Genomic DNA, 22,374 nt, shown 5'->3' with positions numbered 1-22,374 from the left:
GCACGGTGCGCCCGAACCGCCGCATGCGGCACTATCGGGACCATGACCGGCCCCACTGACCTGCCCACCTTGCCCGGCACGCCGTTCGCCGGGCTTCTCGACGACGCGCGGGCGCTCCAGGACCGCACGGTCGCCCTCCGGCGGGCCGTGCACCGCCACCCGGAACAGGGCCTCCACCTGCCGCGCACGCAGGCGGCGATCCGGGAGGCCCTCGACGGCCTGCCGCTGGAGATCACCGAGGGCAAGGCCACGACGTCGCTGACCGCCGTCCTGCGGGGCTCGCGGCCGGGCCCGTCGGTGCTGCTGCGCGGGGACATGGACGCGCTGCCGCTGACCGAGGAGACCGGGCTCGACTTCGCGTCCGAAGACCCGGAGTCGATGCACGCGTGCGGGCACGACACGCACGTCGCGATGCTGGCGTCGGCGGCCCGGCTGCTCGCCGAACGCCGGGACCAGCTCGCCGGGTCGGTCGTGTTCATGTTCCAGCCGGGTGAGGAAGGTCACCACGGCGCCCGGTTCATGATCCACGAGGGCGTGCTCGACGCCGCCGGGACGCGGGTCGAGCGCGCGTTCGGCGTGCACATCCTCGCCAACGCGCCCAGCGGGCTGCTGCAGCTGCGGCCGGGCCCGTTGATGGCGTCGGCGGACTCGTTCCACGTGCGCGTCACCGGCAAGGGCGGCCACGGCTCCGCGCCGCAGCACACGATCGACCCGGTGCCCGCGGCCGCGGCGATGGTCGGGGCACTGCACACGATGATCACGCGCCGGGTCAGCGTGTTCGACCCCGCGGTGCTCTCGGTGACCCGGATCCAGGCCGGCACGACGACCAACATCATCCCGGAGACCGCAGAACTGGAGGGCACGATCCGCACGCTGTCCGAGCAGACGCGCGCGCTGGTCCGCGCCGAGCTGCCGAAGGTGTGCGAACAGGTCGGCGCGGCCTACGGCTGCCGCGTGGTCGCCGACGTCGAGCCGGGTTACCCGGTGACCGTCAACGACGACCGGATCGCCGCCGAGGTGCTGCGGCTCGGCGCGGCCGTGCTCGGGCCGGAGAACGTCGAGCTGCTCGCCGACCCGCTGATGGGTGCCGAGGACTTCTCCTACGTCCTGCAACGCGTTCCGGGTGCCTACGCGTTCCTCGGGGCGTGCCCGCCCGGCGTCGACCCGGCCGAAGCGGCGGCGAACCATTCCAACCGCGTGCTCTTCGACGAGGACGCGATGCCGAGCGGTGTCGCGATGCTCGCCGCCTTCGCGCTGGACGCCCTGCGTTAAGGCGCGGTGCGCGACGGGCGGCCGTTCTCGAGGTGGCCGGCGAACCGGCGACGCCACCCCGGCGTCTCGAACGTGACGTCGTACCAGCCGTTCTCCGCCGGCACCGGGAAGTCGTGCGAGCCGCCCGGCGGGACGGTGACGTCGTTCAGCGTGACCGGCGACGGCCCGCTGTTGGTCACCGTCACCCGCAGCGCGGGCGTGTTCACGAACGTGACGGCGGCGTCGAGGCCCGGGCCACCCGAGGCCTCGACGACGAAGCCGTTCGGGCCGTGGATGGCCACGTCGTACGTCCCGCCGTACCCGACTTCGCTGGTCGTATCGCTCTTCGGGCCGACGTCGAAGCGTTGTGACATCCCGCCCGCGTGGTAGGCGTGCGCGGCCAGCTGCAGCGCCTGCGTGCCGTGGTTGGCCAGGTGCAGCTTCAGGACGTCCGCCTCGGCCGTGACCCAGGCGACCGGCTGGTACGGCAGCGGACGCGCCTTCGCCGTGCCGGGCTCCTGCCACAGCGCGCCGGGCCCCAGCCCGGGCTTGGGGAGCCGTTTCTGCGTCCGGTCGGCTTCGGCGCGCAACGCGTCCGCGTCCGGGAGCAGCGGGATCGTCGTGTCATGGGTGCGGAAGTCGAAACAGCTGGTCAGGTCGCCACAGATGGCGCGGCGCCACGCCGAGATGTTCGGCTCGCGCACGCCGGTCCACGTCTCCAGGAACCGCAGCACCGACGTGTGGTCGAAGACCTGCGAGTTCACCCAGCCGCCGCGGCTCCACGGCGAGACGACCGTCATCGGCACGCGGGGCCCCAGCCCGATCGGGACGGGCGCCCCGGACGGACGGCCCTTCTCCGGCCGGTTCCCCGGCAGGTACTCGCCGGGTGTGCCGGGCGGCGGCGTCGGCGGGACGACGTGGTCGAAGAAGCCGTCGTTCTCGTCGTAGTTGACGAAGACGACGGTCGACGCCCACAGGTCCGGCTTGTCCCACAACGCTTTCAGCATCCGCTGGAGGTACGCGGCGCCGTCGACCGGCCGGGCGGCGGGGTGCTCGCAGTAGCCGTACGGGGCGACGACCCACGACACCGCGGGCAGCGTCCCGGCCGCGCAGTCGCCGAGGAACTCGGCCAGCACGTGGTCGAGGTCCTTGCCCTTCCCGGAGTCGGGCTTGAGCTTCGTGCGCAGGTTCGCGCGCTCGGCCAGCCGCCGCTTCACCGGGTCCATCGAGTGCAGCGCGTCGTGGAAGTTCTGGAACAGCCACAGCGGGTTGTCGCCGTAGTCGCCGACGAAGTGCTCGGGGACGCCGCGCTCCTCGTCGTTCGCGTAGATCCGCCACGAGATGCCCGCCGCCTCCAGCCGCTCCGGGTACGTCGTCCAGCGGAAGGAGGGCTCGTAGTCGGGCGCGTTGTGCGTCGCGGGACCGCCGGCGACGCCGTCCGGGTCGATCGTGCCGGTCCAGTGGTACAGCCGGTTCGGGTGGGTCGGGCCCTGGATCGAGCAGAAGTAGTGGTCGCACAGCGTGAACGCACTCGCCAGCGCGTGCTGGAACGGGATGTCGTCGCGCGTGAAGTACCCCATCGTCATGGGGCTCTTCGCCGCGATCCAGCCGTCGTACGCGCCGCCGTTCCACGCGCGGTGCGTGCTGTTCCAGTCGTGCGGCAGCTCGCCGAGGTCCTGACCGTCCACAACGGACGTGTCGATCCGGAACGGCAGCACCGGCGCGCCACCCGCCTTGGCCGGCTGGCGGAAGACGTCACGCAGTGCGGCACGGTCGCCGAACCCGCGCACGCCCGCCATGGTGCCGTAGTAGTGGTCGAACGACCGGTTCTCCTGCATCAGCACCACGACGTGGCGGACGTCGTCGATCGTGCCCTTCCGCGACGCCGGAGCGCACGCGGCGGACAGCGCGCCGGCGACGGTGGCCGCGGCCGCGCCACCGAGCACCGTGCGCCGCCGGATCCGGCCCATGCCCACCTCCTCGGGCGAGCTTTCCCCACGTCAACGGCCCGGGCAAGGGAGTACCTTCACCGCTGAGAGAGGTGGAGCCATGCTCAGCTCAGCGGAACTGGTCGCCTTCGCACCTTCGACCGACCTGGAGCGCTCACGTGCCTTCTACACGGACGTCGCCGGGCTCGAGTTCATCGAGCAAACCCCCTTCGCGTGTGTGTTCCGCAGTGGCGCGACCATGCTGCGCGTCACCGCCGTGGCCGAGTTGACGCCGCAGCCGTTCACGGTGCTCGGCTGGGCGGTCGCCGACATCCGGGAAGCAGTGGCCGAGCTGCGTGGCCGTGGCGTGGAGTTCCTCACGTTCGACACGCTGCCACAGGACACCGACAAAATCTGGACCACGCCCGGTGCCCGGATCGCCTGGTTCACCGATCCGGATGACAACGTGCTGTCCCTGACCGAGTTCACTGGCGATTAAACAACAGCGTTGATTTAATAGTGGCATGACCGACGCCGATCTCCTCGCCCAGCTCGCCGACCAGGAGGAACGCCTCCAGTTCGCGAAGTTCGACAACGAGACCGCGCTCGCGCTCGGCCAGCAGCTGCTGGCGGCCGCGCGGGACCGCGGCCTGCCGGTGACGGTCTCCGTCCGCCGCAACGGCCAGCGGCTCTTCCACGCCGCGCTGCCCGGCACGTCCGCCGACAACGACGCGTGGATCGACCGCAAGAGCCGCGTCGTCGACCGCTACGGGCACAGCTCCTTCCTGGTCGGCACGCAGTTCCGCGCGGAGGGCAGCTCGTTCGAGGATGCCTCCCGCCTGGACCCGGACGAGTACGCGGCCCACGGCGGCGTGTTCCCGGTGCTCGTCCGCGGGGTCGGCCCGGTCGGCACGGTCGGCGTGTCCGGGCTCCCGCAGGCCGACGACCACGCGTTCGTCGTCGAGCAGCTGGAGCTGTTCCTGACCGGGAAATGAGCTGGCGCGCGCTGCTACCGTCGAAGACATGAAGCGCGCTGTTTCCACGACGACGCCGGAGAGTGTCCCGGCGCGCTGAACGATGTCTCCAGCCCGGGGCGGTCGCCCCGGGCTTCGTCTTGTGGTCTTCCGCCTCGCCGTCCACGAGGGAGTCCACAATGCACGACCACCGCAAGCTCGGCCGCGAACTCGGCCTCTTCGGCACCGACCCGCTGATCGGCGCGGGCCTGCCCTACTGGCTGCCCGACGGCGCGATCGTCCGCCACAGCATCGAGGAGTACGTCCGCGGTCTCGAACGGCGGGCGGGCTACCGGCACGTCCATTCGCCGGTGCTCGGCAAACGCGAGCTGTACGAGATCTCGGGGCACTGGGCGCACTACCGCGACGACATGTACCCGCCGATGGACGTCGGCGGCGAGCAGCTCGTGCTGCGGCCGAGCCTGTGCCCGCACCACGCGCTGATCTACCGTTCGCGCGGGCGCAGCTACCGTGAGCTGCCACTGCGGATCGCCGAGCTCGGCGGGATGTACCGCAGCGAGCTGTCCGGAGTGCTCGGGGGGCTGAACCGCGTCCGCGCGATCCAGCTCAACGACGCGCACATCTTCTGCACCCTCGACCAGGTCGAAGCCGAGGCGGCCGCCGCGCTGGGGATGATCCGGCGGGCCTACGACGCGCTCGGCATCAGCCCGGCGCGGTACCGGCTTTCGCTCCCGGGCGCCGGCGGGAAGTACGTGGCCGGGAACTGGGACCGGTCGGCGGAAATCCTGCGGTCCGTCCTCGACGGGCTTCCGTACGACGCCGTCGAGGGCGAAGCGGCCTTCTACGGGCCGAAGATCGACGTCCAGATCGCCGACAGCGCGGGCCGCGAGTCGACCCTCTCCACCGTCCAGGTCGACTTCCACCAGCCGGAGCGGTTCGGGCTGGAGTACGTCGGCGCGGACGCGGCGAAGCACCGGCCGGTCATGGTGCACCGCAGCGTCATCGGCAGCGTGGAGCGCGCGGTGGCGCACCTCGTCGAGGTCCACGGTGGCGCGTTCCCGGCTTGGCTCGCGCCGGTCCAGCTGCGGTTGCTTCCGTTGTCGTCTGCCGAACTGCCCTACGCGCAGTCGGTTCTGGACCGGTGCGGGGACCTGCGGGCGGAGATCGTCTCGCAGGGCAGCCTCGGCGCGCGGATCCGCGAGGGACGGCTGGCGCCCTACCAGGCCGTGATCGGTCCGGAGGAGGTCGCGGCGGGCCGGCTTTCGCTGCGGCTGCGCGACGGGCGCCGTCTCGACGCGCGACCGGCCGAGGACGCGATTGCGTCCATCCGGGAGGTGGTCAGGCTGCCATAGCCTCGGCCAGCCAGTCGAAGGCGGAAGCCAGGCTTTCCGGTGCCGCCCAGCCGTTGATCACCCCCAACAGCTCCAGGTAGCGCTCGCGGCGCGGATCGTTGACGACGTCGAGCCACTCCCGCAGCTCGCCGGGATCCCGCCCCAGGCCGTCGACGATCGCCTTCGCCGCCGGGGACTTCGGCACGATCCCGGCTGCGAGGGCCGGCGTGACGGCGTCCCGCACCTCGGCCGCCAGGTCACGGCGCAAGCCGGCTTGGTGGCCGTCCGCGAGCCGGCGCAGGTTCGCGCGGAACTCCGTGTCCCGCATCAGCGCGGCCAGCTCGATCCACGCCTCAGCCTGTTCGGGGCTGGGGTCCCCGGGCAGGTCCGGGGTCAAGGTACGGGCGATCCCCGCCAGCTCGGAACGATCACCCAAGGCATCGGCGAGGAAGTCGCCGACCAGGCACTGCCGCTCCACTTCGGACAGCAGGGCCTGCTGGTGCACGAGCCTCGCCGCCCCGGGAGGCGAACCGCGGTCCGCCACTGCCTTCAGCACCGCACTTCGCCGGCGCAGCACGCCGATCTGCACCTCCACCGCCGCGACGTGCTCTGCCGCGACCTCCGCGACGGTGGTCTCGCCGTCGATCACCCGCCGGATCGTGGCGAGGTCGATGCCGAGGTCGCGGAGGACCCGGATGACGTCGAGCCGGGCGAGCGCGGCGTCGTCGTAACGGCGCTGGCCCGCGGTGTTGCGCCCGGACGGCGGCACGAGGCCGCGATCCGAGTAGAACCGGACGGCCTTGACCGTCAGCCCGGTCCGGTGGGCGAGTTCGCCGATCGAATACTGCATGGCGCAAGCGTGGCAGCTCCCCTCGGGGGAGGCGCAAGACCTGCGACTTCGCTCGATCGTGTCGATCACATGTTCGATGATCCGCGGTAAAGTCGATCACATGAGCGAACGAACTAGGTCTCCTCCCGGATCCGGGTCACCAGCTGGGTCGGGTTCACGAACCGCAACGCGACGAGAAGGAGCACGAGCATGGACGCGGTGTAGATGGTCGCCATGGCGTCGACCGACTGGTTGGCCCGGATGCCCGCGGCGAACACGGAGTTGTAGAGCGCCACGACGAGGGTCGTCGAGTCCGGGCCCGCGGTGAGGAACGTCAGCTCGAACATGCCGACCGTCCGCACCAGCACGAGGATCGACGCGGCCAGGATCCCCGGCAGCAGCAGCGGGCCGAGGATGCGGGTGAACACCGAGACGGTCCGCGCGCCGGACATGCGGGCCGCGGCTTCGATCTTGGGGTCGATCTGCTCGATGAACGGCGTCATCGTCAGCACGACGAACGGCACTGACGGCACCAGGTTGGCCAGGATGACGCCGGTGATCGTGCCGGCGAGGTGGAACTTGTACAGCACGGTGGCCAGCGGGATGCCGTAGGTGATGGGAGGGATCAGGATCGGCAGGACGAACAGCAGCATCACCAGGCGCTTGCCGGGGAACGAGCGGCGGGCCAGCGCGTAGGCGGCCGGGACGCCGACCGCCACCGACACGGCGATCACCACGAGGGCGACGATCGCCGTAGTGAGGAGGACGTCCGACAGGCCGAACTCGCGCCAGGCGTCGGCGTACCAGTGGGTGGTGAAGCCGTCCGGGAGCCAGCTTCCGAACCACTGCGTGCCGAACGAGTCGACGACCACCGAGAGCACCACGCCCGCGAGGTTGACGAAGAAGAACACGACCACGGCCCAGACGACCCAACGTCCGGGACGCGCGACCCAACCGGTCACCCCGTTCGTGGTCATACCTTTCGTGGTCAACCCTTGCCTCCGGTCGCTCCGCGGTACAGCGTGCCGCGCCACGCCATGACCAGGCCGATCACGATCAGCATGATCACCGCCATGAGCATCGCGACGGCCGAGCCCATCGAGTAGTCGTACTCCTCGAAGGCGGCGTGGTAGGCCGCGATCGAGATGACACGGGTCTCGTTCGCGGGGTCGCCGACGAGCTGCGCCGAAGGGAACACCGAGAACGCCATGACGAACGAGAGACAGAAGGTGATCGCCAGGCCGGGCGCCAGCAGGGGCAGCGTGATCCGCCGGAAGCGCTGGACGCCGTTCGCGCCGAGCGTCGCGGCCGCCTTCTCCAGGGAGGGGTCGATGCCCGACAGATAGGACAACGTGAGCAGGAAGGAGAACGGGAAGCCGGTGATCACGAGCGACAGGAGCACGCCGGTGTAGTTGTGGATCAGCGGCAGCGGCTGGTCGGTGATACCGAGGACGGTGAGCACCTTGTTCAGCCAGCCCGCCGGCCCGCCGTACATGATCAGGCCCTGCGCGGTGAGCACCGTGCCGAGCGTGATCGGCACGACCAGGATCGTCGTCAGGAGGCGTTTGCCGCGGACGCGGCCGCGCATCACGTACGCGATCGGGATGCTGGCGAGGACGTTGATGAACGTCGCGGGCAGCGCGATGCCCAGCGTCGTCCAGATCGTGTCGCGCAGGTACGGGTCGCCGAAGAACCGCGCGTAGTTCGCGAAGACCCCGCCCTTGCGCGGGGCGAACGACAACTGGAGGCCGTAGAGGAAGGGGTACAGGAACAGGCAGGCGGTGACCAGCAGGCCGGGCACCAGGAGCAGCAGGGTGCGGTCGACACCGCGTTCGGCCAGGCGGTGACGCAGTGCGGGCCGGGCGCTCGCGACGGCGGTCATGACTCGACCACCAGGACTCGCGCAGGCAGGACCCGCGCGGGCAGGACCGCGGCGGGCATGGCGGAAACACCGACGACCACCGCGCGGTCGGTCACGGCGGCTGCGGCGGTCACGGTGCGAACACCAGGACCCGCTCGGCCGGGACACCGATCTTCGCCGTGTCGCCGGGGGCCAGGCGCTTGTCCGTCCGGAAGTAGACCGGCACCCCGGTCGCCAGCCGGGCGGAGACCGACAACTCGCGGCCGTGGTACTCGACGATCTCGACCGTCACGTCGAGGGCGTTCTCCGTGCCGTCGCCGACCACGAAGTCCTCCGGGCGGATCGCCGCCTTCGCCGGGCCCTCCGTGAGCGAGCCGCGGCCGGTCAGACGGACTCCCGCGCCCTCGACGGTGACCGACGAGCCCGCGGCGCCGGTGACCGTCACGTCCAAGAGGTTGCGGTAACCCATGAAGGAGGCGACATAGCTGTTCACCGGCTGGGCGTAGACCTCCTCGGGGGTGCCGATCTGCTGGACCGCGCCGTCGCGCAGCACCACCAGGCGGTCGGCCAGCGACAGGGCCTCCTCCTGGTCGTGGGTGACGTACACCGTGGTGAGGCCGAGCGTCTGGTGGAGGCGGCGGATCTCCATCCGCATCTCCAGACGGAGCTTGGCGTCCAAATTGGACAGTGGCTCGTCCATCAGGACCACCGGCGGCTCCAGCACCACGGCGCGGGCGATGGCGACGCGCTGCTGCTGGCCGCCGGACAGCTGGGCAGGGAACTTCGCCGCGTGCTCGGTGAGCTGCACCAGGCGCAGGGCTTCGTCGACGCGGCGGCGGGCCTCGGCACGGCCGACCTTGCGCATCTTGAGGCCGAACCCGACGTTCGCGCGGACGGACATGTGCGGGAACAGCGCGTAGTTCTGGAAGACCATGCCGAACCCGCGCTGCTCCGGCGGCTGCCCGTCGATCCGGGCGTCGTCGAGCCAGATGCTGCCGCCGGTCAGCGGCAGCAGGCCGGCCAGGCAGTTGAGCGCGGTCGACTTGCCGCAGCCGGACGGGCCGAGGAGGGCCACGAACTCGCCGCGTGCGATGGCGAGGTCGAGGCCGCTCAGGGCGTTCGCGGTGCCGAAGCTGCGCGAAACTCCGTCCAGCCGCAGCTGCTGGAACGTCACTTCTTGCCGACCTTCGAGCCGCCGACCAGCTGGTTCCACTTGTCGAACGCCTTGACCTGCTGCTCGGCAGGCAGCGAGGTCTCCTTGGGGTACTGCGCGATCCACTGCTCGTACTCCGGGCGCCCGAACTGCCGGATGGTGTCCTGGCTCTTCTGCGGCGCCATCTGCAGCGTGACGTCCTTGACCGCAGGGCCGGGGTAGAAGTAGCCGTCGTCGTAGGCGATGGCCTGCTGGTCCGGCTTGAGCATCCACGCGATCAGCTGCAGGATCGCCGACTCCTGGTCGGGCGAGAGGCCCTTCGGGATCAGGGCGTACTGGGCGTCGGTGACCCAGTGCATCGGCTGCATGATCGCGGTCTTGACCGTGTTGGGCACCGTGCCGAGCTTGCGCGGGTTGATGTCCCAGCCAGTCGTCGACATGATCATGTCCACCGAACCCGACGCGAGGTTCTTCATCGTCTCCGTGGTGCCGGACGGGTAGTACTTCACGTACTTGCCCAGCTCCTGCAGGAACGCCCAGGTCTTGTCCCAGCCCTTGTCCGGGTCCTTCGGGTCCTTGTCGCCGAGCAGGTACGGCAACCCCATCAGGAACGTGCGGCCCGGGCCGGAGTTCGACGGCTGGGCGTACTGGAACTTCTCCGGGTGCGCCTTGGCCCAGTCGAGCAGCTCCTGCGGGGACGCCGGGGCGGCGGGCACCTTGCCGGGGTTGAACTCCAGCAGCGGGCCGGACGGGTAGTAGACGACCTCGACGCCGTAGCCGTTGGTCAGCTCCTGCATCTTCGCCGCGGGTTCCTGGTAGTTCTGCATCAGGTTCGGGAACCGGCCGGCGAAGTCCGGGAGGACCTTGGCCAGGGTGCCGTTCGCGATGCCGGCCGAGAGGCCGTCGGTGCCGCTGAGGACCAGGTGCGTCTGGGCGACGCCGCCGTCCTGCTCGGCCTTGAGCTTGCCCGCCATGCTCGGCGCGGGCGCCGTCGAATAGGTGACCTTCGAGAGCACTTCCGGGTGCGCGGCCTTGAAGTTCTCGATCATCTGCTTGGTGAGCTGCAGGTTGCCCGCGACGTCGAGGATGTTGAGCTCGACCGGCTTGCTCGGCTTGTCCGGCACGGCCTGGGGGTTCGCCGCCTGACCGCCGTCACCGCCGGGCGCGCCGCAGGCCGCCAGACCGGCGGCGAGGCCTGCCGCCAGCAACACTCGTCGGAATCGGAAGCCAGTGCAACGCTGCATGGCCGCTCCCTCGGTCCGTGATAATGTTGTATGTCGCATCGTATATCAGATCGGACATGCCAGTGGCGAGCACTTCTTCGGCCAGGAGGCCGCCGCCGCCCGTTTCGCGCACCGATTTCGTCCGTGACGCGATCAAGGAAGCGATCTTGAGCGGCGAGTTCGGGCCGGGCGAAACGCTCGTCGAAGCCGAGGTGGGCGCGCTGCTCGGGGTGTCGAAGACTCCGGTGCGCGAGGCACTGCGGATCCTGGCCGGTTCCGGTTTGGTCACGATGAGCACGTACAAGGGGGCGGCGGTCCGGGTCATGGACGCCGAGAGCGCGTACGCGGTGTACGACCTGCGCGCGCTCCTCGAGCCCGAAGCCGTCCGGCGCGCGGTCGAGCAGGGTGCGGACTTCGGCGAGGCGCGTCAGGTGCTGGCCGAGGTCGAGACCGGCGCCGCGGCCACCGACCGCGCGAAGGCCAGCCTGACCAACCGGCTGTTCCACCGCGCGCTCTACTCCGGGTGCGGGAACCCGCTGCTGGTCGAGGTCCTGGACGGCCTGCGCGACCAGGCGGCACTGATCACCGTCACCGGCTGGGGCATCAGCCCGACCTGGCAGGGCGAAGCGGCCGAACACCGGGCGATCCTGAACGCCGCCGAGAGCGGCAACGCCCGGCAGACCGAACACCTGCTGCGCAAGCACATCACCGATTTCATCGACCGGGTCGCCTTCGGGCTCCCCGGCGACCGCACCACCGAAACCGGCGATCCGAAGGGGGCCCGATGACGTTCGAGGAGCAGAAGCGGCGGCTTTCCGGGGTGGTGGCCATCCCGGTGACGCCGTTCGACGCCGAGGGCGCCGTCGACGGCGAGACGTACGCGAAGCTGGTGGACCGGCTGATCACCGGTGGCATCGAGGTCGTGACGCCGAACGGGAACACCGGTGAGTTCTACGCGCTCGACGCGGGCGAGGCGCGCCACTGCCTGGAGATCACCGTCGAGGCCGCGGCCGGCCGGGCGAGCGTGCTCGCCGGGATCGGCCACGACGTCGCGTCGGCGACGCGGGCCGCGCAGCACGCGCGGAACACCGGCGCCGACATGATCATGATCCACCAGCCGGTGCACCCGTACATCTCGGGTGACGGCTGGGTCGAGTACCACGCCGCGATCGCTGCGGCCGTGCCGGAACTGGGTGTCGTGCTCTACGTCCGCAACCCGGCGATCTCCGGCGAGCAGCTACGAGCGCTGGGCGAGGCGGCGCCGAACGTCATCGGCGTGAAGTACGCGGTGCCGGACCCGGTGCGGTTCGGCTCGGTCGCGCGGGACGCCGGCTTCGAGCGGTTCGTGTGGATCGCGGGGCTGGCTGAACTTTCGGCGCCCGGCTACTTCGCCGTCGGCGCCACCGGCTTCACGTCCGGGCTGGTGAACGTCGACCCGGCGATCTCGCTGGAGATGTTCCGCGCACTGTCCACAGGGGACTTCCCGGCCGCGATGACGGTCTGGGAACGGATCCGGCCGTTCGAAGAGCTGCGGGCCGCCAACGGGAACGCCAACAACGTCAGCGTGGTCAAGGACGCGCTCGGCCAGCTCGGTCTGTGCCGCCCCGACGTCCGGCCGCCGAGCCGGTTGCTGACGGCCGCCGAGCGGGAGCGAGTGGCCGGGGTGTTGTCGTCCTGGGGGTCCTGACGACGGTCCGTCGGCGATCCGCGGCGGAACCGCGGCTCGCCGACGGATCGACGGGGAACAGGAATTCATCGAAACGACATCATCGACACAACCCTGTTGGGCGCCTCGGGCTGTCACTCTGCGCGACTGCGGGCGGCTGCTCGTCGGCCGATCGGCCGACCTGGCTGCGGTTCGATGGGACGCTGGGACGGGACTCCTGCCCGGTCGGGGGTTGGCCCGGCCCGTAGATGACGGGGTGGACCGGCTTCGAACCGATCGTCCCTGTGTCGCTGACTGTACACCCTTTGCCCGCTGCACGACGGAATTGCCAATCCCGCCCCGGAGTGGGAGGCTGGTGGCAGGACGCGGTACCACCGCGACCAGGCCCCAGTGCCCTTTCCCGAACCGGACCCAGACCCTGTCAGGGCTGGAAACCGTTGCTGGACAAGCCTTTAAGACTTTCCCAGAGCGGTGCGTTGATGACTTCCACGCAAGTTGCGGACACTTCGGCGACGGCAGGCAGCGATTTCGCCGAGCTGTCGCGGCTGATCAAGGCGGCCGGGCTCATGCGTCGACGGCGGCGGTACTACGCCGCACGGATCGGGCTCAACCTCGCCGCATTCGGCGGGGGCTGGGTCGCCTTCGTCTTCCTCGGCGACTCGTGGTGGCAGCTGTTCCTCGCCGCGTTCTTCGCGATGGTGTTCGCGCAGCTGTCGTTCATCGGCCACGACGCCGGGCACAAGCAGATCTTCCGCAGCCGCAAGGCGAACGACGCGACCGGGCTCGTCCACGGTGGACTCACCGGGCTGAGCTACGGCTGGTGGATCGGCACGCACGCGCGGCACCACGCCAATCCCAACCACGAGGACGAGGACCCCGACGTCGACATCGCGGCGCTCGCGTTCAGCAAGGCGCAGAGCTCGCGAAAGCGGGGGTTCCTGCGCTGGATGGCGAAGTACCAGGCGTTCCTGTTCTTCCCGCTGCTGCTCCTCGAAGGCCTGAACCTGCACGTGTCGAGTGTGAAGGCCGTGTGGCGCAAGGACGTCCGCCGGCACAAGCTCGAGTCCGCGTTGCTGATCGCGCACCTGGCCGCCTACCTCGCCGCGGTGTTCATCGTGCTCTCGCCGCTGACCGGGATCATCTTCATCCTCGTGCACCAGTTCCTGTGGGGGCTGTACATGGGCTGCTCGTTCGCGCCCAACCACAAGGGCATGGAGATGCTGGCGACCGGACACCAGCTCGACTTCCTGCGCAAGCAGGTGCTGACCTCGCGCAACGTCCGCGGCGGCCCGCTGACCGACTTCGCCCTCGGCGGGCTGAACTACCAGATCGAGCACCACCTGTTCCCGAGCATGGCGCGGCCGAACCTCAAGCACGCGCAGGTGATCGTCCGGGACTTCTGCGCCCGGCACTCCATCTCCTACGCCCAGTGCGGCTGGCTCCGCTCGTACGGCTACGTGCTGCAGCACCTGCACGAGGCGAGCGAACCGCTGCGGCGACCGGCGACGGTGACGGCGTGACGGCCCCGGCGCCGGACACGCCCGAGGTCGCCCGCTCCGGCAGGGAATGCCCCAGCTGCCCGCACCCGGTCGGCGCGCACGACGCCGTCGCCCTCCGCTGAGTCGGTCCGGCCGGAACTGACCGGTCGGCGTGTGGCCGAGATTACTCACGCGTCAAAAACGAGTAAGCGAGCGGAGATCACCCGTCAGGACGGCATTCACGGGTGATCTCCTGCCGCGTTGACGGGGGTGTCCTGGCGGAATCCGATCCGCCGACACCGGAGGCACCCGTGACGCTCAGCGAGCTTCTTCCCAGCCTCGGCTGCGAAGCCGCCGATCACCTCGAGCCAGGAGTCTGGCCGCGAAGCGCCCGGCTCGGTGAAGACGGCGAACTCCTCTTCGCCGGCGCGCGCGTCAGCCATCTAGCAGCGCGCTTCGGGACGCCGTCGTACCTCCTCGACGAGCAACAGGTCCGCGACACCGCCCGCGAGTACCGCGAAGCGCTGCCGGACGTCGAAGTCGCGTACGCGAGCAAGGCGTTGTGTACGCGGGCTGTACTGCGTTGGGTCGCCGAAGAGGGGTTGTCGCTCGACACGTGCTCCGCTGGCGAGATCGCCGTCGCCCGCGCAGTCGGCTTCCCCGCGGAGCGCATGTTGCTGCACGGCAACGCGAAGACGCCCGAAGACGTGAAGGCCGCACTCGGATACGGCGTCCGGCGGATCGTGGTCGACTCGCTCGACGAGATCGAGCAGCTCGGCGCGCTCGCCCACGGCGCCCAGCAGGTGATGATCCGGGTGACGCCGGGCGTCGCGGCCGGGGCGCACGCGGCCGTCAGCACCGGCACTGAAGGCCAGAAGTTCGGCTTCTCGCTCCTCGGCGGCGTACGCGACAACGTCGACGCCGCCGTCGAAGCAGTGCGAGCGCAACCCGGGTTGCGGCTCGCCGGACTGCACTGCCACATCGGCTCGCAGGTCCGCGGGGTCGACCGGTACGAGGCCGCCGCGCGGCGGATGGCCGAGGTGCTCGTCCGGATCCGCGACACGGACGGCGTCACGCTGCGGGAGCTCGACCTCGGCGGCGGGCACGCGGTGCCGTACACCGGCGGCGAGCCCGCGTTCGACCTAGGCGGCTACTCGCGACGCCTGCGCGTCGCCCTGGCCTACGAGTGCGCCGCGCACGGCTTTCCGTTGCCCCGCTTGACGATCGAGCCGGGCCGGGCGATCGTCGGGCCCGCCGGGATCACGGTGTACCGCGTGTGCGCCGTCAAGCGCGGGAGCCGCACGTTCGTCGCGGTCGACGGCGGCATGAGCGACAACGCCCGCCCATCCCTGTACGGCGCGCGCTACACGACGCGCCTGGTCGGACGCCGCTCCACGGCGAAGCGCACGCCGATGACGGTCGTCGGACGGCACTGCGAATCCGGCGACGTCCTCGCCGACGGCGTCTGCCTGCCCGGCGACCTCCACGCCGGCGACCTGCTGGCCGTGCCGTGCACCGGCGCGTACCACCACTCGCTGGCGTCGAACTACAACCAGGTCGGCCGGCCGCCGCTGGTCGGCGTCAAGAACGGCGTCGCGACGCTGCTGGTGCGCCGCGAGACCGAGGAAGACCTCAGCCGCCGCGATTTGGGCTGACGGCGGCCTCCAGCCCGGCCAGGAGCACCCCGAGCGCGTACCGGAAGTCGTCCTCGACCGTCGAGCCGGCGCGTTCGCGCAGGCCCCGGGCCATCAGCGGAAACGGGAACGAGCCGAGCGCGATCGCCGCGGCCTCTTCGTCCGGCGGCAGCCGCGTCTGGTCCTCGACGGCCCGGCCGAGCACGAAGTGCACCAGCACTCCGGCCGCGCGGGTCGCGTCGCCGAGAGGGAAGCCCGCGTCGTGCAGCACGCCCACCGCGCGCTCGGCGAACTCCCCGAGCGCGCGGGCCACGCGCAGGTCCGCCCCCAAGGCGACGCGGGCGCCGTCTCGGTGCGCGAGCAACGCCGTGTGCAGCGCCAACCCCGCCTCTTCGAGCCACTTCAGCCACGGACCGCTCTCGGCCAGCCCGGCGACGACCGGCGCCACGATGGCGTCCGTCAGGTGGTCGAGCAGCGCGCGCTTGTTGCGGAAGTGCCAGTACAACGCGGGCGCCTTGACGCCCAGTTCGGCGGCGAGCCGCCGGACGGTCAGCTTGTCCAGGCCGTCGTCTTCGAGCAGGCGAAGCGCGACGCGCACCGCGTCGGCAACCTCCAGCGGCATGATCCTCCTTGACGCCTTAACTTGTTAAGGAGATTCTACCCCTTAACAAGTTAAGGAGAAAGCATGGATACCGACGTGATCGTCGTGGGCGCGGGTCCGGTGGGCCTGTTCCTCGCCGCGGAGCTCGAGCTGGCCGGCGCCGACACCCTGGTGCTCGAACGCCGCGAGACACCGTCCGAAGAGAGCAAGGCGCGTGGCCTGGGCGCCCTGGCGACCGAGGCGCTCCGGCGACGCGGCCTCGGCGACCAGCTCGCCGAAGCGGATGTCGAAGGCACGAAGGAACTCGCCCGCGACCACGGCAGCACGCTCGGCCACTTCGCGAGCATCCACAAGATCGCCCCGGACCCCGGCCGGCCGCGCACCAACATCTGGCAGCCCGAGCTGGAACGCGTGCTCGCGAAGCACGCCGAAGGCGTCCGGGTACTGCGCGGCCACGAGGTCACCACCCTGCAGTCCGATGTGGACGGTGTGACCGTCACCGCGGGAGGACGGGAGTGGCGCGCGAAGTACCTCGTCGGGTGCGACGGCGGCCGCAGCACCGTCCGGAAACTCGCCGGGTTCGCCTTCCCCGGCACCCCCGCACTTCTCCACACGATCGCCGGGCGCGTCCGGTTCGCGGGCGAAGTCCCCCCGGGCGGCCGTTACGCCACCGGCGCGTTCATGTACGGCGGCAGCATGGCCGGCGTCACCGAACCCGCCGGTCCCGAGCGCGACGAACCGCTGACCCCGGACGAGCTTTCCGCGGCGATCCGCCGCGTCACCGGCGCGGACGTCGTCGTCGAGGAGGTTCGCGACGGACGGCGGTTCGGCGACCAGGCTCGCCAGGCCGCCACGTACCGCCTCGGCCGCGTCTTCCTCGCCGGTGACGCCGCGCACGTGCACTCGCCGAGCGGCGGCCAGGGCCTGAACCTCGGCATCCCGGACGCGGCCAACCTGGGCTGGAAGCTCGGTGCCGTCCTTCGCGGCGACAAGCCCGAAGCGTTCCTCGACACGTACACGCACGAAAGGCACCCGGCGGGCGAAGCGGTGTTACGCAACACGCGCGCGCAGTCGGCGTTGCTGGCCCCTGGCCCGCACGTCGACGCGCTGCGGGAGATCGTCGCCGAACTGATGGACCTGCCCGAGGCGAACCGGTACTTCGCGGACCTCCTGTCGGGGACCGGTCACCGCTACGACTTCCCTTACCCCGCCCCGAAGCCGGTCGGCGAGCACTGCCCGGACCTCGGACTCGTCCACGACGACGGCCGCGAGTCGACGCTGTTCGAGCACACGCGCACCGGCCGCGGGCTCCTGCTGACCACCGGACACCCGGGCGACTCGCGCGTCGACGTCATCCCGGTGACGAACACCGGCCCGCTGCTGCTCCGGCCCGACGGCGTGATCGCCTGGGCGGGCGAAGGCTCGCTGGACATCGCGCTGGACACCTGGTTCTAGACCGGCTCGATAACGTCGCGCTGCACGGGCAGACAAACCGCCTCGGAAAGCCTTGTCTTTTTCGTCCCCCGCCACCGATTCCTCGGCTGAGAGCGGCACGTACGCCGGATCACGCGAAGCTGGCGCCGGGGGCTCGCTTTCTGGTCAGGTCTCGATACGCTGCGCACTTGACAAATCACATGCCGAAACACAGGGAGGGACGGCATGGGTGACGAAACACGTGCGCGCGCGCTGGACAATACGGACAGATCGTTGATCGCTCTGCTTCAGCAGGATGGCAGAGCTTCGTTCACCGCGCTCGCCAAAGCGGTCGGGCTTTCGGAGGGAGCCGTCCGCCAGCGCGTGCAGCGGCTGCTGCGCGACGACCTGATGCAGATCGTCGCGGTGACCGACCCCGCCAACGTCGACCTGACGCGGCAGGCCATGGTCGGGATCAGCGTCGACGGAGCGGATCCCCGCGAGGTCGCGGACAAGCTGTCCGAGCTGCCGAACGTGCACTACGTGGTGCTCTGCGCCGGGCGGTACGACCTGCTCGCCGAACTCGTCTGCCGGGACGACGACCACATGCTCGAGGTGCTCGGCGAAGAGGTCCGGAAGATCCCGGGCGTGTCCGGGACCGAGCTGTTCGTGTACCTGAAGCTGGCCAAGCAGAACTACTCCTGGGGCCGGCTCACGGCGTAGCGGTCGTGAGTGAGAAACAGGGTTGGAACACTGTTTCTCACTCACGAGGCACTACAGGAGCCGCCGGTGCCCGGCCCGCGCGGGGGCCCCGGCTTCGGCGAGCCCCGTCAGCGCCGCCGGGAGCGGATCCCGGTGCAGCACCCCGAGGCGCTGCGTGGCGCGGGTGAGCGCGACGTACAGCTCGGCCGCGCCACGCGGTCCGCCGGCCAGGATCCGCGCCGGGTCGACGACGAGGACGGCGTCGAACTCCAGGCCCTTGGCCGCCGACGGCGGGATCCATGGGTTTCGGGGGTTCCGGGTGGCGAAGCCCCCGGCCCGGGGCGCAGCCCCGGTTGTCACCGTGCCCGGCACGCCCGGCGGGCCGATCACGACGCTGGTGCCTTCGCGGCCGGCCTCGTCGCGGACGAAGTCGTCGATGGCGCCGGGCAGTTCGCCGTCCGCGACGCGTCTGGACCACGGCCGGACGCCGCACGCGCGTACCGATTCCGGCGGCCGCACGTCCGGTGCGAACTGCGCGAGCAGGGCCCCGGCGACGGTCATGATCTCCGCCGGGGTGCGGTAGTTCACGGTCAGCTCCCGGTACTGCCAGCGGTCGCCGACGTACGGCGCCAGCACCGGGCCCCACGCCGTCGCGCCGGCGGCACTCCGGCGCTGGGCGAGGTCGCCGACGATCGTGAAGGAGCGGCTCGGGCACCGCCGCATCAGCGCCCGCCAGTCCATTTCGGACAGTTCCTGCGCCTCGTCGACGACGACGTGCCCGTAGGTCCAGTCGCGGTCCGCGGCCGCGCGCTCGGCGAGGTCGCGCGTGTCGCGCTCGACGAACCGTTCGGCCAGGTCTTCGGCGTGGAGCAGGTTCTCGGCGACCAGCATGACGTCTTCGTCCAGCTCCTCGCGGTCCAGCTTCATGACGTCCATGACGCCGGCGGCGTACTCGGCCTCCTCTTCCGCCCGCCGCCGGGCGGCTACCCGTTCGGCGGAGTCGTCCCGGCCGAGCAGGCCGGCCAGCTCGTCGAGCAGCGGCACGTCCGACACCGTCCAGGCGGAGCCGTCCGCGCGGAACAGCGCCGGGTCGGCACCGGCGGCTTCGAGGCGGCGCGGCGACATGTACAGCGGCCCCAGCAACGTCTCCGGCGTCAGCTCCGGCCACAGCGCGTCGAGCGTGGCATCGAGCTCTTCGTGCTCCCGCAGCTCGTCGAGGACGTCGGCGCGGAGGTCGGCCCACGCCCCGCGGTCCTCGCGGGTCAGCCAGCCCTCGCCGATCTTCGCGACGGCTCGCTCCGCGACGAGCGCCAGGACGTGCTTGCGGAAGATCGGGCGCGCCTCGTTGTGCGGCAGTCCCGACCGGCGCGCCTCGCGCCGTGCCTCGTCCGCCAGGCCGGCGTCGAGTTCCACGGTGACGTCCCCCAGCTCGACCGGCACGGGTTCGCCGGGCACCCGCTGGCGGTCGGCGACCGCCGCGTCCAGCACGTCGAGGATCTTCAGCGAGCCCTTGAGCCGCGCCACTTCCGGCGGATCTTCGGCGGTGACGGACAGCCCCGGCACGAGGTCGCCGGTGGTCAGGAAGACGACGTCCGACTCGCCGAGCGAAGGCAGCACGCGGCCGATGTGGTCGAGGAACAGCGGGCTCGGCCCGACGACGAGCACGCCGGTCCGCGACATCCGCTCGCGGTGGGTGTAGAGCAGGTACGCCACCCGGTGCAGCGCGACGGCGGTCTTGCCGGTACCGGGCCCGCCCTCGACCACCAGTACCCCCGAGTGGCCGAGGCGGATGATCTCGTCCTGCTCGGCCTGGATCGTCGCGACGATGTCCCGCATGCCCTCGCCGCGCGGCGCGTTGACGGCCGCGAGCAGCGCCGCGTCGCCACGCCCGGCGTCGCCCGGACGGCCCAAAACCTCATCGGTGAAATCGAGGACCCGGCGGCCCATGGTGTGGAACTGACGGCGGCGGCGCATGTTTTCCGGCGTCGCCGCGGTGGCGACGTAGAACGGCCGCGCCGCCGGCGCCCGCCAATCCAGCAGGAACGGTTCGTAGTCGTTTTCCGCGTCGAAGAGCCCGATCCGGCCGATGTAGCTGGTTTCGCCCGAAAGGGCGTCCAACCGGCCGAAACAAAGCCCGTTGTCGGCGAAGTCCAGCCGGGCCGCCTCCCGCGACCGGCACCGGACGTCGGTCTCCCGTTCCCCCGGTGTCAGCGCGGTTTGCCCGAGCGCGCCGTGGTAACGGGCCTGCGCCACCGCGCGCTCGCGGTCGAGCCGCTCGTACAGCGCGGCGACGTAGGCCCGTTCTTCCCGCAATTCCTCGTCGTACCCCTGATTTGACAAGTTCCCCTCACAGCGGTTAGACTCCTATCAGGTTCGGCGAGTTCTCCTGTCATCTCGGAGGACACGCCGATTTTTTATTGTCCACCCGCTGTCAAGGGCCTCAGCCCAGCATGAATTCGCGCGGGTTCAGCGGCCGGTCGACCACCCGCACGTCACCCAGCAGCCCCGCGAAACTGCGGTCGACCTTCCCGTCGTAGGACGAGGCACCGACCAGCCACGGCCCACCCGGGTCGGCCAGCCCGACCGCCGGCGTGGCCGGGTTCCGGACCACCGGGCAGCCGTCCACGTACACCGTCGTGCGCCTGCCGTCGTTGACCACGGCGACGTGCCACCACTTCTCGACCGGCAGCTCGTGGCCCCAGTTCGTCGACGTCCGGTCCTGGTTCAGCGGGTACACCGCCCACTGCAGCTCGCCACCGTCCGAAAGGGACAGTGTGGCGGCCGATTCCTTCGGGTCGTCCCCCGTCTTGCCCGCGGCCGCGCCGCTGCCCTGCCGGGCGAACAGCCCGCACCAGCCGTGGTGGCCGTCCTTGAAGTTCGCGGGCAGCCAGAAGAACGCTTCGACGGTGTACCCGCGCTCGAACTTCAGGCGGTTCATCGGCGCCGCTTCGACGGTGCGCAGGTACGCGCCGCGGCTGGGGTCGCGGCCACCGTCGAACCGCAGGCTCGCCCGCGACGGCTGCCGCGGCGAAAACGCGCTCGCGTACTTCAGCGCGTCCGGCCCGCTGCCGGGCGCGGTGACGCGGGTGAGGTCGTTGCCGCGCCCGGTCTGGTCGCGCACGACGACGTCGTCCGGCACCGGCTTGCCGTCCTGCCCGCCTTCGAAGCGCCAGTAGGCGACCGTGCCCGGCACCAGGAGCTGCTTCGCCGGCCGTGCCGGCGGGACCGGCGCCGGCGCGAAGCCGCCGAAGCGCTCGGCGAAGTCGATCTCCAGGCTGAAGTAGTCGGCCTTGCCGGAGCGCTCGACCTCGACCTGCTGCATTTCGGTCAGGTGGTCCTGCGCGGCGAGCCACGGCGAGAACGTCCGGACGTCGATCACCCCGCGCGCCAGGTCGAACTGGTAGAGCCGGATCATCGCGCTGCCGCCGTAGTAGCGGTCCTGGTAGTTGGTGATGTGGACGTGCACGTCGTGGCCGGCGGCGTTCTTCCGGACGGTGCGCCCGGTCGGCCAGTAGTGGCCGTTGAGCGTCAGGAAGATCTGGTCGTTGCCCTCGACGAGGTCCTTCCAGACGTGTTCGCCGAACGTCGAGAACTGCGCCTGGGCGTCGTCGTCGGCCCAGACCAGCTCGTGGATGGTGAGGATCGCGGGCAGCGTCGGGTGCTGCGCGAGGACCTGTTTCGCCCAGTTCAGGCCGCCCGCCGAGGGCCGCCAGTCGAGGGCGAGCAGCAGCCACTCGCGGCCGCCGCCGCGGAAGACGTGGTAGCTGTTGTAGCCGTCCTTCGTGGCGCCCCGGAACGTCGGCGAGTTGCGCTGGCGCTGCGGGCCGAAGGCGTCGAGGTACGGCGAAGGACCGCGCTGGTCGTCCTTCGAACCGTCGATGTCGTGGTTGCCGGCGAGGGTGCTGTAGGGGAAGCGACAGCGGTCGAGCGCCTGGAACGAGCGGCTGACGCGGGCGAACTCGTCCGCCCGGCCGTTCTGGGTGAGATCACCGAGGTGAGCGAGGAAGACAACGTTGTCGTCCGCCTCTTCGAGGACGTACCGCAGCGAGGCGTCCAACGGGGCCGCGTCACCGCGGTCCTCGTCGAACAGGTACTGCGTGTCCGGCATGACCACGAGCGTGAAGCGCGGGTCCTCGGCGTCCGGGCGGTGCCGGCCGGTGGCTTCGGCGGCCGGCGCGCCGAGGACGTTCGGCAGGGTCGCCGCGACGGCGACGGCCGGGGCGCCGAGGAGGAAGGTCCGGCGAGAAGTGTCAGTCACGGGCCGGAAGCTACGGGCGTCTTCCGACCACCCCGGCAACTGCTGCCGAACACAGGATGAACAGCGGTACTG

The 22,374-nt window shown here is 70.8% G+C and carries 20 protein-coding genes; 11 read left to right on the top strand and 9 right to left on the bottom strand.

Annotated elements, in window-relative coordinates; translation table 11 throughout:
- Nucleotides 1–42 precede the first annotated feature (42 nt).
- On the top strand, nt 43–1,272 hold the full coding sequence (locus tag CF165_RS04525; protein ID WP_093946130.1) for a M20 metallopeptidase family protein: 1,230 nt from the start codon (nt 43–45) through the stop codon (nt 1,270–1,272).
- Here the strand turns inward: CF165_RS04525 and CF165_RS04520 are convergent.
- A complete protein-coding gene (locus CF165_RS04520) occupies nt 1,269–3,221 on the bottom strand; it encodes a phosphocholine-specific phospholipase C (RefSeq protein WP_093946129.1) in 1,953 nt (650 codons plus the stop codon). The two genes, CF165_RS04525 and CF165_RS04520, sit on opposite strands and share 4 nt — an antisense overlap.
- A gap of 79 nt (nt 3,222–3,300) precedes the next feature.
- On the opposite strand from CF165_RS04520, the gene CF165_RS04515 reads away from it, so the two are divergent.
- From CF165_RS04515 to thrS, 3 genes are all read left to right on the top strand, one after another.
- Nucleotides 3,301–3,678, top strand: coding sequence for a VOC family protein (locus CF165_RS04515; protein WP_093946128.1), 378 nt, complete (start codon nt 3,301–3,303; stop codon nt 3,676–3,678).
- 25 nt (nt 3,679–3,703) lie between these two features.
- Nucleotides 3,704–4,174 carry a heme-degrading domain-containing protein gene (locus CF165_RS04510; protein WP_093946127.1) on the top strand — a complete coding sequence of 157 codons (471 nt, stop codon included), beginning with the start codon at nt 3,704–3,706 and terminating at the stop codon, nt 4,172–4,174.
- Between the two features lie 119 nt (nt 4,175–4,293).
- Complete coding sequence (gene thrS, locus CF165_RS04505) at nt 4,294–5,505, top strand: threonine--tRNA ligase (protein ID WP_276209717.1); 1,212 nt, start codon at nt 4,294–4,296, stop codon at nt 5,503–5,505.
- Here the strand turns inward: thrS and CF165_RS04500 are convergent.
- The 5 genes from CF165_RS04500 to CF165_RS04480 all read right to left on the bottom strand — a co-directional run bounded on the left by CF165_RS04500 (nt 5,492) and on the right by CF165_RS04480 (nt 10,538).
- Entirely contained in the window at nt 5,492–6,334 is an 843-nt protein-coding gene (locus tag CF165_RS04500) for a MerR family transcriptional regulator (protein ID WP_093946125.1), read from the bottom strand. The two genes, thrS and CF165_RS04500, sit on opposite strands and share 14 nt — an antisense overlap.
- A 113-nt stretch (nt 6,335–6,447) precedes the next feature.
- A complete protein-coding gene (locus CF165_RS04495; protein ID WP_093946403.1) occupies nt 6,448–7,275 on the bottom strand; it encodes an ABC transporter permease in 828 nt (275 codons plus the stop codon).
- Between the two features lie 26 nt (nt 7,276–7,301).
- Entirely contained in the window at nt 7,302–8,195 is an 894-nt protein-coding gene (locus CF165_RS04490; protein ID WP_093946124.1) for an ABC transporter permease, read from the bottom strand.
- A gap of 109 nt (nt 8,196–8,304) precedes the next feature.
- A complete protein-coding gene (locus CF165_RS04485; protein WP_093946123.1) occupies nt 8,305–9,348 on the bottom strand; it encodes an ABC transporter ATP-binding protein in 1,044 nt (347 codons plus the stop codon).
- Nucleotides 9,345–10,538: an extracellular solute-binding protein gene (locus CF165_RS04480; RefSeq protein ID WP_093946122.1), complete on the bottom strand. Its 1,194-nt coding sequence runs from the start codon at nt 10,536–10,538 to the stop codon at nt 9,345–9,347. The genes CF165_RS04485 and CF165_RS04480 overlap by 4 nt, the downstream gene beginning before the upstream one ends.
- A 95-nt stretch (nt 10,539–10,633) precedes the next feature.
- Here CF165_RS04480 and CF165_RS04475 point away from each other — a divergent pair, with 95 nt between their 5' ends.
- From CF165_RS04475 to lysA, 5 genes are all read left to right on the top strand, one after another.
- Nucleotides 10,634–11,338, top strand: a complete 705-nt coding sequence (locus CF165_RS04475) for a GntR family transcriptional regulator (protein ID WP_093946121.1) — start codon at nt 10,634–10,636, stop codon at nt 11,336–11,338.
- A complete protein-coding gene (locus CF165_RS04470; RefSeq protein WP_093946120.1) occupies nt 11,335–12,237 on the top strand; it encodes a dihydrodipicolinate synthase family protein in 903 nt (300 codons plus the stop codon). The genes CF165_RS04475 and CF165_RS04470 overlap by 4 nt, the downstream gene beginning before the upstream one ends.
- A 458-nt stretch (nt 12,238–12,695) precedes the next feature.
- Entirely contained in the window at nt 12,696–13,736 is a 1,041-nt protein-coding gene (locus tag CF165_RS04465; RefSeq protein WP_093946119.1) for a fatty acid desaturase family protein, read from the top strand.
- Entirely contained in the window at nt 13,733–13,837 is a 105-nt protein-coding gene (locus tag CF165_RS52005; protein WP_240521445.1) for an RGCVC family protein, read from the top strand. Before CF165_RS04465 ends, CF165_RS52005 begins: the two co-directional genes overlap by 4 nt.
- Nucleotides 13,838–14,005: 168 nt before the next feature.
- Complete coding sequence (lysA, locus tag CF165_RS04455) at nt 14,006–15,349, top strand: diaminopimelate decarboxylase (RefSeq protein ID WP_093946118.1); 1,344 nt, start codon at nt 14,006–14,008, stop codon at nt 15,347–15,349.
- Here lysA and CF165_RS04450 read toward each other — a convergent pair.
- The gene (locus CF165_RS04450; protein ID WP_093946117.1) at nt 15,327–15,950 is read right to left on the bottom strand and encodes a TetR/AcrR family transcriptional regulator C-terminal domain-containing protein; all 624 of its coding nucleotides are present in this window, start codon (nt 15,948–15,950) and stop codon (nt 15,327–15,329) included. The genes lysA and CF165_RS04450 overlap by 23 nt on opposite strands.
- Nucleotides 15,951–16,013: 63 nt before the next feature.
- On the opposite strand from CF165_RS04450, the gene CF165_RS04445 reads away from it, so the two are divergent.
- Nucleotides 16,014–17,384, top strand: coding sequence for an FAD-dependent oxidoreductase (locus CF165_RS04445; protein WP_093946116.1), 1,371 nt, complete (start codon nt 16,014–16,016; stop codon nt 17,382–17,384).
- Between the two features lie 204 nt (nt 17,385–17,588).
- The gene (locus CF165_RS04440) at nt 17,589–18,065 is read left to right on the top strand and encodes an Lrp/AsnC family transcriptional regulator (protein ID WP_093946115.1); all 477 of its coding nucleotides are present in this window, start codon (nt 17,589–17,591) and stop codon (nt 18,063–18,065) included.
- Between the two features lie 51 nt (nt 18,066–18,116).
- Here the strand turns inward: CF165_RS04440 and helR are convergent, their stop codons facing one another.
- The gene (gene helR, locus CF165_RS04435) at nt 18,117–20,384 is read right to left on the bottom strand and encodes an RNA polymerase recycling motor ATPase HelR (protein WP_093946114.1); all 2,268 of its coding nucleotides are present in this window, start codon (nt 20,382–20,384) and stop codon (nt 18,117–18,119) included.
- A 100-nt stretch (nt 20,385–20,484) separates the two neighbouring features.
- Nucleotides 20,485–22,302, bottom strand: coding sequence for a laminin G domain-containing metallophosphoesterase family protein (locus CF165_RS04430; RefSeq protein WP_093946113.1), 1,818 nt, complete (start codon nt 22,300–22,302; stop codon nt 20,485–20,487).
- Nucleotides 22,303–22,374 lie beyond the last annotated feature (72 nt).

The organism is Amycolatopsis vastitatis (assembly GCF_002234595.1).
In the GTDB taxonomy this organism is placed as follows: domain Bacteria; phylum Actinomycetota; class Actinomycetes; order Mycobacteriales; family Pseudonocardiaceae; genus Amycolatopsis; species Amycolatopsis vastitatis.
The sequence above is the reverse complement of the archived record's forward strand: the minus strand, read 5'-3'. Positions and strand labels throughout refer to the sequence as shown.